The following is an 18,099-nucleotide window of genomic DNA, read 5'->3' on the forward strand; positions in this document are numbered from 1 at the left end:
CTACCAAAAAAATCCGTATTTCGAATCAAAACTGAAAAGTTTTTTTTCGAAATACGACGAAAAACGCCCGGAACGATCGTTGTCGTTCCGGGCGGCTGTCGGCCGGGAGCCCTCTATTCGAGTCCGCACCATTTCAGAAAGGCCTCTTTGTCGACCGAGGCGCAGCCCGTCGAGGAGTGTCCTCCGGCGAAATAGGGCTCGTCGCGGTCGGGTACACTGCCCTCGCAGCCCCATCCTTCGTAATACATGTAGAGCGTTCCGGCGAGTTCGAAGACTTCGCCGAACCAGATGCCGCCCTGGTCCCAGCGTCCGGCGTCGCCGCGTTCGAAGAATGGCCGGGAGTTGCGCACCTTCGTCCAATTGAGCAGGTCGTCGGAGTAAGCGACGTGGAAACGTTCCGGAAAATCGAAATGGCGGTCGCTGCCCTGATAGACCATGAACCATTTGTCGATACCGTCGAGGCGGAATATCCGCGATCCGTTGACCGACTTGAGGTCGAAATCCCCGGGGCCACCGCCCGGCAGCAGGACCGTGTGTATATCTGCTCCGGCCAGCGTTTCGGGGTTGCTCGTCACGGCGCAGTCGATCTTCAATTGTCCGTCGCCGTAGCCGTAACCGTAATAGATGTAGTACTTTCCGTCGTGGTAGACGGCGTCGCTGCACCCTACTCCGTCGCGGAGCATTTTGCCGGCCGAGAAGCTGAAGCCTCCGTCCGTGGATTTACGGCAGGCCAGCGAACCCTGCTTGTTGTCGAGTGTCCCGCGTACGGCCTGGTAGAAGAACCACACTTCGCCGTTCGCTCCCACGCAGGGAGCACAGTCGAGCAGGTGCAGTTCGTCGCAGGTCCCGGCCTCGCCGTGGGCGATCACTGGATTGGCGGGATACTCGCTCCACGGTCCGGCGGGTTTGAAGTCGGCCGTCTCCTGCGTGAAAAGACCGATCTGGTCGTGGTAGAATCCGTAGGGGTTATAGCCGCTGCCGCGGATGTACATGCGCCACTTGCCGTCCGGGGATTCCGCAGGGGTCAGGATGGCCGCATTAGCGATATGTTCGCGGCGCCAGTCGGGCATACCGGCCCCATAGGTCAGCACGGGACCGTTGCCGACGCGCTGCATCAGCGTTCCGGCCTTGTTGTCCGGACCCTTGATATCGTCGAAGTACCAGTGTTCACCCGACCCGGTCTCCCCGGCGTCGAACAGCAGGATGATCTGGGTATATTTGCCGTCGGGCAGGTTGCGCGTCGAGAAATCGAACGTCAGTTCGGTCCACTCGTTGGCGTTCGGCACCACGACGTTGGTGATCTCCTGCGGGGTAGCGCCGTTGCCTTCCAGTTTGAAGTAGACCTTGCCGTTGGCCTTGGGCGACCAGACCTTCATCGTGAAGACCGCGCTGCTGCTGAACACCATCGGATCGGAGATCGGATCGCTCCACAGCAGCTCCCACTGATGGCCGCCGGAGACCACATGTCCCACATGGTCGCTCGTGTTGATGCCCGTCTTGTAGGGATTCTCGATCACCTCGAAGCTCATCGGCCGATCCGAATCGTTGATGTTGAACTGCATGCTCACATCCTCGAAATTGCAGAAGTCGATCACTTGCGCCGGTTGGGGTTCGGGCTTCTTTTCGCCCTTCGGTCCCGTCACATCGTCGAAATACCACGTTTCGCCCGGAACTGCGACCCCGGCGTCGAACAACAGCAGGATGCGGTCGTAGGTGTAATCGGGCAGGTTCATCGACGCGAAGTCATAGGTGTATGTCACCCACTTTCCGGTTTGGGTCGAGGCGACCGAGGTGATCTCCCTGGCCTCGGCGCCCGCCGAACTTTCGAGTTTGAGGTAGATCGACGCCCCGGTTTTCGGCGCATAGACCTTCACCGAGAATTTTGCGCCGTATTTGCTGAATGCAAAGGGCTTTTCCAGGGTCTTGCTGTAAAGCAGCTCCCACTGTGCGCTGCCCGTGACGACGCGCCCTACGTGGTCGCTGTTGTTGCCGTCGGTCACCGGATTGGGAATGACCTCGTACTGCATGTCTTCGCTGCCGGCGATCTGGAATTCGAGATCAGAGGTCTCGAAATCGCTGTAATTCTCCTCTCCCTCGCCGGGTGTCGGGCCGGGACCGGGATCGGCGCCCTCGCCCTTCATCCGGAAGATATCGTCGAACAGCCATTTCTCGCCCGATCCGGTCTCTCCGGCATCGAACAGCAGCACGATCTTGTTGTACTTGCCGTCGGGCAGGCTGCGGTCGGTGAAATCGTAGGTCAGCGTCTCCCAGCGGTTCGCCGAGACCGAAATTACATCGGTGATCTCCTGCGCATTGACGCCGTTGCCTTCCAGCTTGAAATAGATCTTGCCGCCGACCTTGGGCGAGCAGACCTTCATGGTGAACTTGGCGCCGTCCTTCGTGAAGTCGAACGGAGCGGTCAGTTCCTCGCTGTAAATGAGTTCCCACTGGCCGCCTCCGGAGATCACCTGACCGTAGTGGTCGCTCGTGTTGCCGCCCTGCTTGTCGGGATTCTCCACGACGCTGTATTCGAGTGCGTCGTTGGTCTTGAATCCGAGGTCCGTGGTCTCGAAGTCGCACACGACGACATACTCGTCGCCGGGGTCGGGACCCGGCCCGGGTTCCGCAGGTTCGTACCGCACCAACGGTTCGTCGTTGCCGCAGGCGTTCATGGCCAGCGTCACGGACGAAAGGAGCATAAAACTGTATTTAAAAATGTTCATGGCTGTTGATTTTTAGGTTATAATCTCGGATATCCTTCGTTCTGCTGGAGTTTTTCGTTGGCGAGCAACTCGTCGCGTGGGATCGGGAAGACGTTCAGGTGGGCGTCTTCACCCGTGCCCTCGTGCTGGAACCACTTTTTGGTTGTGAAGACCCCGAAGCGGATCAGTTGTTGGCGGCGGTGTCCCTCCTGACAGAACTCCCAGGCATACTCCTGCAGGAAACGCTCGTCGTCCAGTTGCGACACCTGCAGCATCTTGGTCGACGTGAAATCCGCAAAAGCGCGGCGGCGCACGTCGTTTATCAGCCCCACGATGGTCCCGTCGGCCGTCTTGCCTTTCTGACGCCACAAGGCTTCGGCCTTCATGAAGAGCACATCGGCATAACGGAAAATGACGAAATCGTTGCTCAGCAGATTTTTGGCTTTCTTCTTGATCTCGTATTTGTTCATCCGCACGCCGGCGCCCTCGCCCGTCATCGACTCGGGTTTGCCGGGGTTGTAGATCGGGATGTTGCGCGTATAGACCAGCGGCAGCCCCTGATCCTTCGGGTCCTTGGGGTCGCACAGGATCGGGGAGCCCGGCACGCCGGTCAACTCGCCCGTGTTGTCATAGAGCGGACCTTCGGCCCACGAATCCTCGAAACGGGTGTCGGCCGGATCGTAGCTGTTCGCCAGATCGGGCGTGGCGCAGCAGCCGCCCCAGAAGAACGTCTCGGTGTCGTGGTGGTAGCGGTAATTCCAGTGGTGGGTCCAGAGATGGATGCGGAACGGCAGCGCCGAGTCGTAGATCTCATCGTTGCAGCCCGCGAGGATGATCTCGGGCGAATTCTGGTTCTCGGTGACGAATATCTGCTTGTAGTCGCTGTCGAGCGAATACTTCTTCGAATTGATGATCTCGTCGCAGAGGTCCGTGACCTCCTGCCAGTGGCTCTCGCCCACCCACACCTCGGCATTGAGGTAGACCTTGGCCAGCAGCATCGTCGCGGCGTAGTAGTCCCAGCGTCCGTAACCCTTTTCGGTCAGCAGGCCGCGGTTGTCCCGAATCTCCTTCACCACGAATTCGAAAATTTCCTTGCGCGGAGCGGTCTCCGGCAGCCAGCCCTTCGGAACGTCGTATCTGGTCACCAGGGGCACGTTGCCGTACATGTCGCAGAGCACGTAATACCAGAAGGCGCGCGCCACATGCAGTTCGGCCATCAGTTTCTCCTTGCTCTCGGGTTTGATCTCGGCGTTCCCGAACTCGTACAACAGGCGGTTGCAGGTATTGATAGCCGCATAAGCCTTGCGCCAGTTGCCTAGGATGTGGGCGTCGTCGATGTTCCACGTATGGTTGTTCAGGCGCTGGTAGATGCCGCCGTCGTACCACGAACCGCCGCGGCTCGGGGTCACCCAGCAGTCGCCGGCCTCTTCGTTGGTGTAGAGCCAGCAGCCCTCGATGTGGACGTTGTCGCCGGCATAGAGCGTCCGCAGGTCGGAGTAGACCGAGCCCAGCGCCGCGGGAATATCCTCTTCGGTAAAATTGTCGAAATAATCGTCGGCGGTAAGCTGGTCGTAGACCCGCTCGTCGAGATTGGTGCAGGCTGCCTGCACGAGAGCCGCCGCCGTCAGTATGTAGATCAGTTTTTTCATTGTTGCAGCAATTTAAAATCCCAGTTTGACACCGAAAGTAAAGGTCCGCGTGGTCGGATATCCCGCGACGTAATCGACGCCCGGGGTCAGGCCGTTGAAGTTGATCTCGGGATCGACGCCCTGGTAGCGGGTGAAGGTGTAGAGGTTCAGCCCCGACGCGTAGAGGCGCAGCGTGCGGATCGGGTTCTTGGGGTTCTTGAAACGGAACGTGTAGCCGAGGGTGATGTTATCGATCTTCACGAAGTCGCCGTCCTCGACGTAATAGCTCACGTAGGCCGGGGCTGTGGCTACGTAGTGGTTGTACTTGTTGCGCAGGATCGACCGCGGGAAGTTGTGGTCGGCGCCGCGTGCGAAGTTCTCCCACAGCATCCGGTACTGGTTGAGAATCTGGAAGTCGAACGAGCCGCGCAGGGTGACCGAGAGGTCGAAGTTCTTCACCTGCAGGTTGGCCGTCAGCGCGGCGTGCATCGTCGGGATGCCGTTGCCGATCACCTGCCGGCTGGCGTTGTCGCCGTATTCGCCGCCCTCGACGATCCACGAACCGTTCTCGTTCATGCCGATACTCTTCCAGCCGTAGAAGTCGCCGATGCGGCCGCCCTCGCGCACGATATGCGTGCTCTTTTGTACGGGAGCGCCTGTGGAGCCCAGTTCGAGGAAGTCGCGCTGGTACATTTCGTTCGAGAGGCGTTTCATCCTGTTGGTGTTGTACGAGAAGTTGCCCGTCACATCGAAGCGTACATCCTTGGTGCGGATGATGCCGCCGCTAAGCATCACCTCGACGCCCGTATTGCTCACCTTGCCGACGTTGGCCAGCGTGGTCGACGCGAGGTTGGGCGGCACGGGAACGTTGTACTCGTAGAGCAGGCCGTCCGTAGTCCGGTTGTAGAAGTCGACCGATCCCGACAGGCGGTAGTCGAACAGCGCGAAGTCGAGGCCGGCGCTCAGCTCATGCTTCTCCTCCCATTTCAGGTCGGGATTGGCGTTCATGTGCGGGGCTATCGTGTAAACGTACTTGCCGTCGATCAGTACGGGCGATCCGAACGCATATTTCAGGTGCGAAAGATAGGGCGACGAGGGCTCGCTGCCGGTCACGCCATAGCCGACGCGGAGTTTCAGTTCGTCGACCCAGCGTACGTCCTTCATGAACTTCTCCTTCGAAATGCGCCATGCGCCCGACGCGGCGTAGAAGAGTCCCCACTTGTGGTTGGCGCCGAATTTCGAGGACCCCTCGTAGCGGAGGCTCGCCGAGAAGAGGTAGCGGTCGTCGTAACCGTAGTTGGCGCGCCCGAAGAACGAGACCAGGCGGCTCATGTTTTTGAACCCTCCCATCGTGGCGAATCCGTCCTTGAGAGCCATACCCGTTCCGATGATGTTCTCGCCGAGGATGTCGGTCGGGAAGTTGTAGTTGTACATGTTGAATCCGTCGGTCAGATAGTCGTTGTAACTGTAACCGGCGAGCGCCGAGAAATCGTGCTTGTTCCAGCGTTCGGCATACTGGCCGTACAGTTCGAGGGTCTTGGTTTGGTTCATGCTGCTCTGGCGCCACGCCTGCCCCTTGTAATTGGTGTCGAACTTGCGGGTGGCATAGCTGCCGTCGATGTTGCCGAAATAGCGGTAGCCGCCGATCATCGTGAACGTCAGGGGCCCGATCGGCGTGTAGGTCACTTTGCCCGAAGCCTGTATCTCGTTCCAGCGGGTGGTGTTATTGTACTCGTTGATGAGTTTCACCGGGTTGGTCGAATCGACGAAGATCGAGTAATCGCCCGTCGGGCCGTAGATCGGTTCGGTGGGATTGGTGACCAGCGTGGCGAACAGCACTTCGTCGGTCGATACCGTGTGACCTACGGTGAATACGTCGTTGATGTTGGCGCTGAGGGTCATCTTGTCGTTGAAGAGCGAGCGGTTGAAGCCGAATTTGAGGTTGGTCCGCTCCTGTCCCGTGTTGCGGATGATGCCGTCGCGCGAACGGTAGTCGACGCTGGCGTAATAATTAGACTTGGCGTTGCCGCTTTTGAGCGCCAGGTGGTGCGTGTGCGAGAATGCCGTCCGGAACACCTCGTCCGACCAGTCGGTCGAAGCGCCCTTGTCGGTGGGCGTGAAGAATCCGTTGGTCGTCCTGCCGAGGTTGCGGTATTCGTCGGCCGAGAAGATGTCGATCTGGTTGGAGATGGTCTCCGCCGAAGCGTATCCGTGGTAGTCGATTGAGAATTTGTCCCCGGCTTCGGCTCCTTTCTTGGTCGTGATCAGGATCACGCCGTTCGTGCCGCGCGTACCGTATATGGCGGCGGCGGAACCGTCTTTGAGGATGTCGATCGACTCGATGTCGTCGACCGAGACGTTCGACAGGCTGCCGCCCGAAATGCCGTCGATGACGATCAGCGGCTCCTGACTGCCCGTCAGCGTCGAGACGCCGCGCAGCATCACCTGCACCCCGCTGTTGTTGGGGTCGCCCGAGGTCGTGTTGACGGCCAGACCGGCCACGCGGCCTTGCAGCAGTTGCAGCGGGGAGGTCACGGCGCCCTGCACGAACTCGTCGCTCTTGACCGAAGCCACTGAACTGGTCAGCGTGCTCCGCTTGACGGAGCCGTAGCCGACCACCACCACGTCGTCCATGGCGATCTCGGCGTTGTTCAGCGTGACCGACAGCTGGGTCTGTCCGGCCGGCACGTTGCGTTCTGCGGATTCATACCCGATGTAGGAGAAGACCAGCACCGCGGGGCTCTTCTGCAACCGGAGCGAATAACTTCCGTCGGCGGCGGTCGACACGCCGTTCGTCGTGCCCTTCTCGATGACTGTGACACCCGGCAGCGGCTGCCCGTCGGTTCCCGACACGACGCCCGCAACGGTTTGCCCTTGGGCTGCGGCCGAAAGCGCGAAGCCTGCGAACAAAATGCACAGGAACATCCTGGAAATTGTAAAGTTGTTCATATACAAAATAGGTTAAAGTTTCAACACAAAATTAAGGATTAGCATCTCTGCGGAACAGCATTATTCCGTCAAAAACATGGACAAAACATGGATTCAGCCTGTTTGAAGGGCGATTACTCCTTTTCGGGAGCCACCTGCTCGCGCCATTGCTTGGGCGAGACACCGAAGCACTTGCGGAAAGCGCGGCTGAAGTAGGAGGAGTCGGAAAATCCGACATCGAACGTAATCTCGGAGACGGTCTGCGAGGTCTCGCGCAGCAGGCGTGCGGCGTATTTGAGCCGGATGTTCTGGATAAATTCGTTGGCCGACTGCCCGGCGGTTACTTTCAGCTTGCGGTAGAGTGTCGACTGGCTCATGTTCAGCCCGGCGCACAGGTCGTCGACGCTGAAATCCGGGTCGGACAGCCGGTCGAACACCAGTGCCACGGCCCGTTTGAGCCACTGCTCGTCGGAATCGGAGTGCGTGATGTCGACGTTCGAGAGGTCAATATCTATCTTATAGGCTTCGCGCGCCTTCCACGCATTGTATATCAGGTTGCGGATGCGCAGCGTCAGCAGCGAAAATTCGAACGGTTTGACCACATAGGCGTCGGCCCCGGCCTTGTAGCCGCGTTCCCGGTAGTTGTTCTCCGACAGCACGGTCGTCAGGATGACGCGGATATGGCTGGTTTCGATGTTGCCTTTCACAGCCTTGCACAGTTCGAAGCCGTTCATGCCGTCGCCCAGCATGACATCCGTGACGAGGATGTCGACCCGTCTCGACCCGATCGTCTCCAACGCCTGTTCCGCATTGGCGACGCCCTCCATGCAGAACTTTCCGCGGAGTGACTCGACGACCATGTTGCGCATGTCGGCAGCGTCGTCGACGACCAGCACGACGGTCTGACGCTCCATTTCGAGATAGGCCGGGTCTTCGATCTCGGTCTCGATCTCGGGCGTCAGCCGCGACTCGTCGAATATTTCGGGATTGTAACGGGTGATGTCAACGGGATGTACCTCGCTGACTCCGGCGCGCACGGGCAGCCAGAAGATGAAGCGCGTGTATTCGTTCTCGCGGGACTCGACCTCGATGGCTCCGTCGTGCAGTTCGACGAGCGATTTCACATACGAAAGTCCCACGCCCGAGGAGTAGCGGTCATAGGTGTGGCCCGTGAAAAATCGTTCGAAGATATGCGGCAGTTTGTCGGGCGCGATACCGGGTCCCGAATTGGTGACTGTGGTGTATACCCTGCCGTCGCGCTCTGCCGCGCCGATCTCGACATGTCCGCCGACGGGCGTGTATTTGCAGGCGTTCGACAGCAGGTTGCTGAGCATCTTCTCCAACTTGTCGATGTCGGCCCATATGATCAGCCCTTTGTCGAACTCCTGCAATTCGACACGGATGTTCTTGCTCTCGAAAAGCCACGTGTAACGCCCGAGCGCAGATTCGACGAACGGCCGGTAGTAGAAGGGCTGGATGCGCAGTTTGAGGTGCTCCAGTTCGCGGAAGGCCAGCAGTTCGTTGATCAGTCCCAGCAGTTTGTCGGCGTTGCGCTTGATGATGTTGAAATACTTTTCGCGCAGCGCGGCCGGGACGTTGCCTTCGAGGAAACTGGTGATGGGACCGATGATCAGCGACAGCGGCGTTTTGAACTCGTGCGAGATATTGACGAAGAAGCGCAGTTTCAGTTCGTTCATCTCCTTGTCCTTCTCGCGGGCGAGCCGTTCCAGCTCGAAGGCGTGTCGCGTGCGGGCGTTGTTCATCAGCAGCCAGAGCAGGTAGCCTGCGACCGACAGGGCCAGCACCAGGTACGAGAGCCTGGCCGCGAGGCTCCGCCACCAGGGCGGACGGATGAATATGGCCAGCGAGCGGCTGTTGTCCGAGGGCGTTCCGTCGGGAGCGAGCGTGCAGACCGTCAGCCGGTATCGGCCGAACCCGAGCCCCGTGAAATCGATGCGGCGCTGTGTCCCGAGCCGGTGCCAGCCGTCGTCCATGCCTTCCAGCCGGTAGGCGTAGTTCAGGGCGTTGTTGTCGAAGACATTGCACGTGAAATCGACGCCCCACGAGAGACGGTTGCTGCGCAGCACCAGCTCCCCGACCGTATTGAGGTCTTCGGGCAGCGCACTCCCCTTCTGTGTGTTTATATACTGCTTTTCGTTGTAGATATAAAGGCTGCCGAACCGGATCGGATGCTCCCCGACGGGTGTTCCTTCGCGGGCTGGGTCGATGGCCACGATTCCGTCGGTGCTGCCGAACCAGAGTTTGCCGCCGATGCGGGCGCAGGCGTTGTAGTTGAACCGGTTGACCGGCAATCCGTCGGCGATGGTATAGTTGGTGAAGCGGGTTAGCCCGGCGTCGCATTTGTAAATGCCCGAATTGGACGAGAACCAGACATTGCCGAACCCGTCTTGCAGGATGCCGTAAACCGTATTGTCGGGCAGCCCTTCGGTCGTGGTCCAGCGGCGGACGGCGAGGTCGTCGATTCCGACGGCCGTCAGCCCCTCCTTTTCTGTGCCTGCTAGGATGCGCCCGTCGGCCAGTTCGCACAATGTGACGTATTTGCGGGCTCCGGTTTCGATGTGCACGGGCTCGTAATTGCGCGACCGGTCGAGTTTGAAGATCCCCTCGCCGTAGCAAGCCAGCCAGATATTGCCTTTGTAATCTTCGAGGATGTCCCATACGAAGACCCACGACGGCACCGCCGCGAAGCGTTCGAAACGCTCCGAAGCATAGTCGTAGCGGAACAGGCCGTCGTAAAAGGTCCCCGCCCAGAGATTGTCGGCGCCGTCCTGCAGCAGGCTGTAAACGCTGTTCGAGGGTGTCGTGGCGCCCGTTTCGTTCCGGTTGAATGCGCTCTCGCCCGGCCGCATGCGGTTCAGGCCGCCGTAAAAGTTCCCGACCCAGAGGTTTTTGCGGTCGTCGATGCAGACAGCGTGCACGTTGTCGTTGTTCAAGCCGCTGTTGCGGCTGTTGTAGTTCCGGAAATGCGATGTGGCGGTGTCGTAGACGAACAATCCCCGGTTCTCAGTACCGATATAGATACGGTCGCCGACCGAGGTGATGGAGCTGACTGCACACCCTTTCAGTTCGTTGCGGCCCGACGCCGAGACCAGATCGGCGAACATGCCGTAACGGTCGTTCATCACATTGACGCCTCCGAAGAACGTTCCGACCCACATCGTGCCGTCGCGGTCGCGGCAAAGGCTGTACACCGCATTGTCGTTCAGTCCCCACATGTCGTTTTCGCGGCTGTACAGGAACTCCGTTCCCGTGTCCGGGAAGATTGTGATGCCCTTTTCGGTCCCGGCCCACATCTTTCCGTCGCGGTCCGTTCCCAGGGCGCGAACGATGTCGTTGCTCAGCGTGCCCTGCCGTTCGCTGAAATGTTCCGCCGTACCGGCCGCATCCACCCGGAAAAGACCGGAACCCTCGGTCGCGGCCCACAACCGCTCTGCGCCGTCTTCGGCCAGCGCCTTGACGGCGTGATGTGACCCGGTGAGCGGAATGCGTTCGCATTCGCCGCCCTCGCCCATACGCCACAGACTGCCGCCGTTGTCGCCGAACCAGACCGTGCCGTCACGCCGGCAGATCACGGCCGTGATCGCCGGAAATCCCTCCGACGGAGGCGGGACGACCGTGCAGGTGTTCCGTGCCGGGTCGATCCGGTTCAGTCCGTTGCCCGTACCCACCCACAGCGCGCCGTCCGCCGTTTCATCCATGCAGAGCACGTCGTCGGACGAAAGCCGGCAAGGACTCTCCTCGCTGGAGGCATAGCACGTGTAGGTGTTGTAGCGGCGGTTGTGGCGGTAAAGGCCGTCGTCGGTCCCGAACCAGAGGTCGCCGGCGGCATTCTCTTTGACGAAGGTCACATTGGCTGCCGTACCGTTGCGGCGGTTGCTGAAGGCGTACTCCTCAAATTCATAGCCGTCGTAACGATAGGTCCCGTACATGGTTGAGAACCAGAGGTAGCCGTGGCTGTCCTGGTCGATGTTCCATATCCAGGTGTATTTCAGCCCGTTCTGGTTCGTGATATGCCGGAACCGGTAACGGGAGTCCGTTCCGTCCGCCGCGGCACGGGCCGCAGAAAGGCTGAATCCTGCCGGCATCAGCAGGGATGCCAGCAGGAGTGCCAGGATTCGGTATGACGAACGAAGTCGCATGGGTCGTTTTTTGGTCGTTATTCGGCCGAGTGCCGCCCCGCCATCGGGAATTCGGTCACGCGGAGGGTCGTGCAGCCGTAAGGAATCAGTTCGATTTCGGCCTCTTCCGCCGTGCTGAGACCGTACATGATACTGTAAGGCAGCGGTCCGGCCATCTGGTTGTATTCTTTCCATGAAGGAATGCGCACGGCCCGGGTCCGTATCGTGACCGGTGCGGCCTCCTCGCTCCACGGACGCGCCGCCGCGGCCTTGGCCGTATCGACGCTCACCGCGTAATGCGTTTCCAATTTATCGTCGGAACACTGGATCAGGGCGTAGTTCCAGGGCGTTGGCGACGTGTGTTCATAATGCCACTCCCCCTGATAGACCGGATCGCAGTCGTTGGGCACTTTCCGGCATTCGGTCTCCATCTTCAGGGCGTACACCAACGGTCCCCGCTCGACGGTCCGGGCATTCTCCTTCCAGGTCGTCAGCCGCACGCGCGGCGAGAATCTCAGTTCGAGTTCGTCGCCCGCGGTCCATTTGCGTTCGATGGTTGCCAGACGGTCCTCCCCGACGGAGAACTCCACGGCCTCGCCGTTGAGCCGGATTTCCGTGTCGGCGCTCCATGAGGGAATGCGTACCGTAAAGGGGAACTGCGCCGGGCGCGCCAGCTCTTCGATACGGAACGCCACCGTCTCGCTGAACGGGTAGTTCGTCCGCTCTTCGATACGGACACCGACGCCTTCAGCCACCTTCATCCGCACCTCCGAGGGGGCGTACTGCGTGACGGCCACCCCGTTCGCGGGCGTCGCATACCAGAGGTTCTGCGTGAATTTTGGCCACCCCTGATGCATGTTCGACGTACAGCAGGGATAACCGGTCAGGATGCCGAAACAACAGTCGAGACCGTCGTGGTTGACATCGAAATTCCGCATTCCGCTCGTCAGCTTCACCTGATTGACCTGCTGGAAATACTGACGGGTGACGAACTCGTCGTCCACCTGCGCCGGCAGCGCGTTGTAGGCAATCTTCTCCAGCAGTTCGGCGAATTTCGGGTCGCCCGTGATGCGGTACATCGTCTCCAGCGAGAACATATACTCTACGATGGTACACAGTTCGACGCCCTGCGTCGGGTCGGTGCCGTGAATCGCCTCGTCGCCGCTGAACATGCCCGTCGGATAGCCGTGGTAACGGCGCAGGTCGTCCAGTGCGCGGTCCAGCGCATCGAGGTACTTCTGCTGCGGATCGGCTTGCCAGTAGACGATCGGGGTTTTGATACCCTGGGCGAGGTTCACGGCGTGGATCGTTCCCACGCGCGTCAACTTGTCGCCTGCGAGGAACATCTCCGTATAAGGCGTCGTCTGCGTATAGAGTTTGCGTCCTAACTCCAATAACGTCTCGTCGCCCGTAATATTATAGAGCCAGTACACGGCCATCATGTTGTCGCCGCCGCGGAAACGCGCCCAGAAACTCCAGTTGTCGAGCGGATACCGGTCGAGATGGGCCAGCTGATAGTGGAAATAACGGGTCATGAAATCGACTACGCGCTCATCGCCCGTCGCCGAATGATACTGCATCAGCACTTTGAGCATTACCATTTTGGGCCACCAGTCGCGGCAGTTGTCGCGCTGCAGACCGGGTTCGAATTCGTAATCGGTCACCGGTCCGAAATAGCCGTCCTCCTGCTGGCTGGCGAGCGTCCATTCGATCCATGGACGTGCTTTGGCGATCAGCGCCGAATCTTGCAGGATATAGGCCAGCGGCACCAGTCCGTCTATCCAGTACGGACCCCGTTCCCATTGATCGCCGTCGCCGCCCAGCCAGCCGTTGCGGGGCCCCATCACCAGCGGATAGATTTCGTCGAGACGCCCCGTCGCTCCGTCGCGCTGGGCCGTCAGCATTTCGCGCAGCCATCCCGACGGCGAGATGCTGCCGAGCGGCAGTTCCACGAAAGCCTGCGGCTGCAGGGGCGCGCGGGTTCCCCTGTAATTGATGTTCTGCGGAGTTTCGGCGGCGCCACACGAAACGAGCGTTGCGGCCAGCATCCCGGCGGCCGTCCATGATCCGATAGTTCGTTTTAATTCCATGAGCAGTTTTGTTGCAAATTTAATTCGAAACAAAAATAATCCATCCGGGGAGATTCTATCGGAAACATCCTGTCAAAACACCGGACAAATCGTTCATCGGCATGTTCAGTGCATATGCGGCAGGTATAAATACCCGGGGATGCGGAAATATACGATATTTTTCCTACCTTTATTCTGCCGAACAACCTAAAAAATGCGCTTATGAAATTCTTTATCGACACGGCCAATCCGGAGCAGATCCGGCGCGCTCATTCGCTGGGCGTTCTCGACGGTGTGACGACCAATCCTTCGCTGATGGCTAAAGAGAACATCCGGGGTGAGGAGGCCTGCTTCCGTCATTACATCGAAATATGCAACATTGTGGACGGCGATGTCAGCGCCGAGGTGATCTCGACGGATTTCGACGGCATGGTCCGCGAGGGTGAACACCTCGCCGGACTGCATCCCCGCATCGTCGTGAAACTCCCCTGCACGGCCGATGGAATCCGCGCCGTGAACTATTTCGCTGGAAAGGGCATCCGCACCAACTGTACGCTGGTCTTCTCCATCGGACAGGCCTTGTTGGCCGCAAAGGCCGGAGCTACCTATGTTTCGCCTTTCGTCGGGCGTCTGGACGATATTTCCGAGGACGGTGTGGCGCTCGTGGCCCATATCGTGCGCGTCTACCGCTATTACGGTTACCGAACGCAGGTACTTGCCGCGTCGATCCGCCACACGCAGCACATCATCCAGTGCCTCGACGCCGGGGCCGACGTAGCGACCTGTCCCCTGGCGGCCATTGAAGGGCTGCTCAACCATCCTCTGACGGATCAGGGACTGGCGAAATTCCTTGCGGACCACGCCCGGGTAAACCGTTGACCGAATCTGTCCATGCAAACCTATACCTACATCGAACGCGGACGATTCGAACTCCGCGAAAAGCCGGAGCCCGGGCTTCTCCATCCGCGCGATGCCATCGTGCGGGTTACGCTCGGCAGCATCTGCACCAGCGACCTGCACATCAAACACGGCAGCGTACCGCGCGCCGTGCCGGGAATCACCGTCGGACACGAAATGGTGGGCGTCGTGGAGCAGGTCGGTGCGAATGTCTCCACGGTCAGCCCCGGCGACCGCGTTACGGTCAATGTCGAGACCTTCTGCGGCGAATGTTTCTTCTGCCGACACGGATACGTGAACAACTGTACCGACCCGAACGGCGGCTGGGCGTTGGGCTGCCGCATCGACGGCGGGCAGGCGGAATATGTCCGGGTGCCTTATGCCGACCAGGGACTCGATCTCATTCCCGACACGGTAAGCGACGAGCAGGCGTTGTTCGTGGGCGACATCCTGTCCACGGGTTTCTGGGCCGCCCGCATCTCGGAAATCGGGGCGGAAGATACGGTTCTCATTATCGGGGCCGGGCCGACGGGTATCTGTACCCTGCTCTGCGCGATGCTGAAACGACCGAAACGCATCGTTGTCTGCGAGAAGTCCCCTGAGCGCATCCGCTTTGTCCGGGAACATTACCCCGACGTGCTGGTCTGCGAGCCGGCGATGTGCCGGGATTTCGTGCTTCTTAACAGCGACCACGGAGGAGCTGATGTGGTGTTGGAGGCGGCCGGTGCGGAGGATACGTTCCGCCTGGCGTGGGAGTGCGCCCGTCCCAATGCCATCGTTACAGTTGTGGCACTCTATGACAAACCGCAGACGCTTCCCCTGCCGGAGATGTACGGCAAGAACCTGACGTTCAGAACCGGCGGAGTGGACGGCTGCGACTGTGCCGAAATCCTGCAACTGATAGCGGCGGACCGGATCGACACTACCCCGCTTATCACGCACCGCTTCCCGCTGAGCCGCATTGACGATGCCTACCGCCTCTTCGAAAACCGGTCGGACGGTGTGATCAAGATCGCTGTCGAGTGCGGGAAATAGTGCCTTGCTGCATTTCTATGCGTCAATATAAAGATACACAATTTTTTAGACAGAAACAAATCTTTTATTCTATCTATTTTGGCGGAGCATTTTTCGTATCCGTCGAAATCCATCAAGTGATTCCACGCTCTCATCGGTAAATACTCCCCGGACTTTGAGGCCACGGACTAAAGCCGAAAAATCATTTCAACGTACAGCCGTCATGCGGCTTGATATAGAGCGCATAAGTGGTAAATGCAAGAAGATGAAGTGATGATCAAGCCTGTACCTTGCTTTTGCAGATTCTTCGTCTTTTGTTACCTTTGTTCAGCATCCATGCACCTGTTGTGACGCGATTTATTGCAGGAGGGAGGGGCCGACGACTACCCCTTCCATTTTTTTGTGAGGGGAGAAGGAAACTGCTTTTGCGCTGAAAATCAGAATAAAAACCTTTCGCGAAAACCCATTGAACCCAAAACTGTTTTCGAACAGATAAAAGCCATAGGCTTTTATCCCTGATTTTATCGTCGCAGCACCCCTTGAAGCAAAATAAAGGTCTCTGAATTGCAAAGAAAAGTCCTCGGAATGAACAGCCTCTTCCTGATAATTTTATATCTTGCATATAAATAAACGATAATGCGATCTACCCACACAAGATATGCGGCTATTACAGCAACTGATTTGTTGCTGGTATCATGGTTGATTTATTGTGCTTTGAGGAATGTATGGAGTACGGGAGGCATCAGCAATATGACTCCTTATTTATTCGTTTTTTCATGCTATGTTGCAGCCCGGGTCTTCCGAAGATATGCGTCGTTGTTATGGGGGATCAGTATTGTCGGCATCTGGCAGTCTGTACTCGCCCTCATGCAACATATCGGTTGGATTGCAAGCCGTCATCAATTATTTGATGTTACAGGCTCATTCGGAAACCCGGGACAGCTCGGCGGTCTGTTGGCTGTAAGTATGGTTTGCATGGTGTGCTTGGTCATGCAAAGACGAAAAGGCCGGGTTTACCTTTTTCCCTTATTTTTGCTGCAAGCCTATGCTCTATGGCTTTCAGATTCAAGAGCCGGATGGATAGCTGCCGTCTGCGGAGGATTATTCCTGCTCTGGAATCGTCCGCCCGGGGCATGGCCCAAATTCAGGACATCGCTTCCCGTTAAGATTATTCTCTGCATATTGGTTGCGGTCTTCCTCTGGGGGCTGTATTGTTACAAACCCGATTCAGCAAATGGGCGTATGTTAGTCTGGAGAGTCAGTGCAGATATGATCGCAGACAAACCGCTCTTAGGACATGGAATAGGTGGATTCAACCGGAACTACATGCATTATCAAGCAGCCTTTTTCGAAAAACATCCCGATTCCGCTTATCAGCAATATGCAGACAACGTCCAATATGCTTACAACGAGTTTCTACATATCTGGGTGGATCAAGGTGTGATCGGACTTATATTGTCCATCGTACTGATCGGAGGAGCATTACTTGTGCCGGCAGAGAGAAACGCATACAAAGGACCATTGATCGCATATCTGGTCGTCGCACTGTTTTCTTACCCGTCATATGTTCCCGGACTATTGGCCCTATTCCCAATTCTGTTGGCCGCAATCCAAAGCCGGCCGCTATCCATTCATATTTCGAAAGGCGTTTACTGGGGATTCGTTGCCGCAGCGTTATGCTGTGCCGGATATGTCGGAAAAGAATATGTTTTTCGGAAACAATGCAGGACTACAATCCAGGGTCTATTCTCATCCTCTGCATCGGAAATCGCCGAGGCCAGGAAGTTCGCGGCGGACCATTATCGGCGTTTACTGGCCTATCCCCGGATTGCCGATGTATATGCCCAGTATGCATTCCAGCATTACGATCCCCAAGAGGCGCTGGCGATACTCAGCGATGTCAAAAAGGTCGTGCCCACATCGGAACTTTACTGCGATCTGGGAGACCTGCATAAAGCCCTCGGCGATTTTAACAGTGCACGCGATTGTTACCGGACCGCCGGCAATATGATACCGAGGCGGTTGACTCCGAAATACAAGCTTTTCGTATTGTTCCGGGATATGGGCGATACATGTTCAGCGAGGCGTCAGGCTGCAAAAATCCTTGACATGCCGATCCGGCTCGAAGGGACCCGCACGCTGAAAATGAAGGCTGAAGTCAGGCAATTTATGACAACGCCTCAATAAAACAGCCCCAGACACACGTCTGAGGCTGTCGGATGAAGTGCACGGAAGATCATCGTCTTTCTTTGAGAAACTTCAATATCGATCTATACTGTAATGTTATGGGATACTTCGACAACGATACCTTTTTTTTGCAGATCCTCAATTAACATTTTATAGTCGTTAGGGCTAACCAGGTCTATTACATAGTACCATGATTTTTTTTGTCCATTTATAATTTGCAATCGAGTCTGCGTTAATCCTCCTGAATTTTTCAATTTTATCCGGGTTATTGTTTGATAAGGGTATGCCTTATGCCAGAATCGGCATACCGCATTTTTCAAAATCAATTCATTGTCGGTCAATTCAATATAAAAGAAAGCACAGGCCGATGCCGCTAACAGTATGATCAGCGGGATAAACGGGATGAGCAATAAGGAGTTTTTTTCAGGAACATAAAGGATTACTAATGGAATTATGCATACAGAAATCAAAATAGGGATAAAACAAGCCCAGATCGTTACCGAACTCCAAATTGAACGCTTATAAATTTTCATGA

9 protein-coding genes are annotated in these 18,099 nt (G+C 57.6%); 3 read left to right on the top strand and 6 right to left on the bottom strand.

Going from position 1 to position 18,099, the window contains the following annotated elements:
- Nucleotides 1-113: 113 nt before the first annotated feature.
- From I2E69_RS07320 to I2E69_RS07340, 5 genes are all read right to left on the bottom strand, one after another.
- Nucleotides 114-2,723, bottom strand: coding sequence for a hypothetical protein (locus I2E69_RS07320; protein ID WP_195460396.1), 2,610 nt, complete (start codon nucleotides 2,721-2,723; stop codon nucleotides 114-116).
- 17 nt (nucleotides 2,724-2,740) lie between these two features.
- Nucleotides 2,741-4,351, bottom strand: coding sequence for a RagB/SusD family nutrient uptake outer membrane protein (locus tag I2E69_RS07325; RefSeq protein ID WP_195460398.1), 1,611 nt, complete (start codon nucleotides 4,349-4,351; stop codon nucleotides 2,741-2,743).
- A gap of 12 nt (nucleotides 4,352-4,363) precedes the next feature.
- Nucleotides 4,364-7,279: a SusC/RagA family TonB-linked outer membrane protein gene (locus tag I2E69_RS07330; RefSeq protein WP_229095418.1), complete on the bottom strand. Its 2,916-nt coding sequence runs from the start codon at nucleotides 7,277-7,279 to the stop codon at nucleotides 4,364-4,366.
- 113 nt (nucleotides 7,280-7,392) lie between these two features.
- A complete protein-coding gene (locus I2E69_RS07335; protein ID WP_195460400.1) occupies nucleotides 7,393-11,418 on the bottom strand; it encodes a hybrid sensor histidine kinase/response regulator transcription factor in 4,026 nt (1,341 codons plus the stop codon).
- Between the two features lie 17 nt (nucleotides 11,419-11,435).
- Nucleotides 11,436-13,487, bottom strand: a complete 2,052-nt coding sequence (locus I2E69_RS07340) for a beta-L-arabinofuranosidase domain-containing protein (protein WP_229095419.1) — start codon at nucleotides 13,485-13,487, stop codon at nucleotides 11,436-11,438.
- 201 nt (nucleotides 13,488-13,688) lie between these two features.
- On the opposite strand from I2E69_RS07340, the gene fsa reads away from it, so the two are divergent.
- The 3 genes from fsa (at nucleotide 13,689) to I2E69_RS07355 (ending at nucleotide 17,564) form a co-directional block, all read left to right on the top strand.
- Nucleotides 13,689-14,345, top strand: a complete 657-nt coding sequence (fsa, locus tag I2E69_RS07345; RefSeq protein WP_195460402.1) for a fructose-6-phosphate aldolase — start codon at nucleotides 13,689-13,691, stop codon at nucleotides 14,343-14,345.
- Nucleotides 14,346-14,357: 12 nt separating this feature from the next.
- Nucleotides 14,358-15,398, top strand: a complete 1,041-nt coding sequence (locus tag I2E69_RS07350; RefSeq protein ID WP_195460404.1) for an alcohol dehydrogenase — start codon at nucleotides 14,358-14,360, stop codon at nucleotides 15,396-15,398.
- Between the two features lie 615 nt (nucleotides 15,399-16,013).
- Nucleotides 16,014-17,564 (top strand): O-antigen ligase family protein, encoded by a 1,551-nt coding sequence (locus I2E69_RS07355; RefSeq protein ID WP_195460406.1) that lies wholly within the window; start codon nucleotides 16,014-16,016, stop codon nucleotides 17,562-17,564.
- Nucleotides 17,565-17,647: 83 nt separating this feature from the next.
- On the opposite strand, the gene I2E69_RS07360 is transcribed toward I2E69_RS07355, so the two are convergent.
- Nucleotides 17,648-18,097, bottom strand: coding sequence for a hypothetical protein (locus tag I2E69_RS07360; protein WP_195460408.1), 450 nt, complete (start codon nucleotides 18,095-18,097; stop codon nucleotides 17,648-17,650).
- Nucleotides 18,098-18,099: the final 2 nt, after the last annotated feature.

Origin of the sequence: Alistipes sp. D31t1_170403_E11 (assembly GCF_015553985.1) — a bacterium.
GTDB lineage: Bacteria > Bacteroidota > Bacteroidia > Bacteroidales > Rikenellaceae > Alistipes > Alistipes montrealensis.

What these genes read in the sequence shown, in the direction of transcription:
- I2E69_RS07320 (WP_195460396.1), bottom strand. Translation starts at nt 2,723, where the DNA reads ATGAACATTTTTAAATACAGTTTTATGCTCCTTTCGTCCGTGACGCTG.
- I2E69_RS07325 (WP_195460398.1), bottom strand. Translation starts at nt 4,351, where the DNA reads ATGAAAAAACTGATCTACATACTGACGGCGGCGGCTCTCGTGCAGGCA.
- I2E69_RS07330 (WP_229095418.1), bottom strand. Translation starts at nt 7,279, where the DNA reads ATGAACAACTTTACAATTTCCAGGATGTTCCTGTGCATTTTGTTCGCA.
- I2E69_RS07335 (WP_195460400.1), bottom strand. Translation starts at nt 11,418, where the DNA reads ATGCGACTTCGTTCGTCATACCGAATCCTGGCACTCCTGCTGGCATCC.
- I2E69_RS07340 (WP_229095419.1), bottom strand. Translation starts at nt 13,487, where the DNA reads ATGGAATTAAAACGAACTATCGGATCATGGACGGCCGCCGGGATGCTG.
- fsa (WP_195460402.1), top strand. Translation starts at nt 13,689, where the DNA reads ATGAAATTCTTTATCGACACGGCCAATCCGGAGCAGATCCGGCGCGCT.
- I2E69_RS07350 (WP_195460404.1), top strand. Translation starts at nt 14,358, where the DNA reads ATGCAAACCTATACCTACATCGAACGCGGACGATTCGAACTCCGCGAA.
- I2E69_RS07355 (WP_195460406.1), top strand. Translation starts at nt 16,014, where the DNA reads ATGCGATCTACCCACACAAGATATGCGGCTATTACAGCAACTGATTTG.
- I2E69_RS07360 (WP_195460408.1), bottom strand. Translation starts at nt 18,097, where the DNA reads ATGAAAATTTATAAGCGTTCAATTTGGAGTTCGGTAACGATCTGGGCT.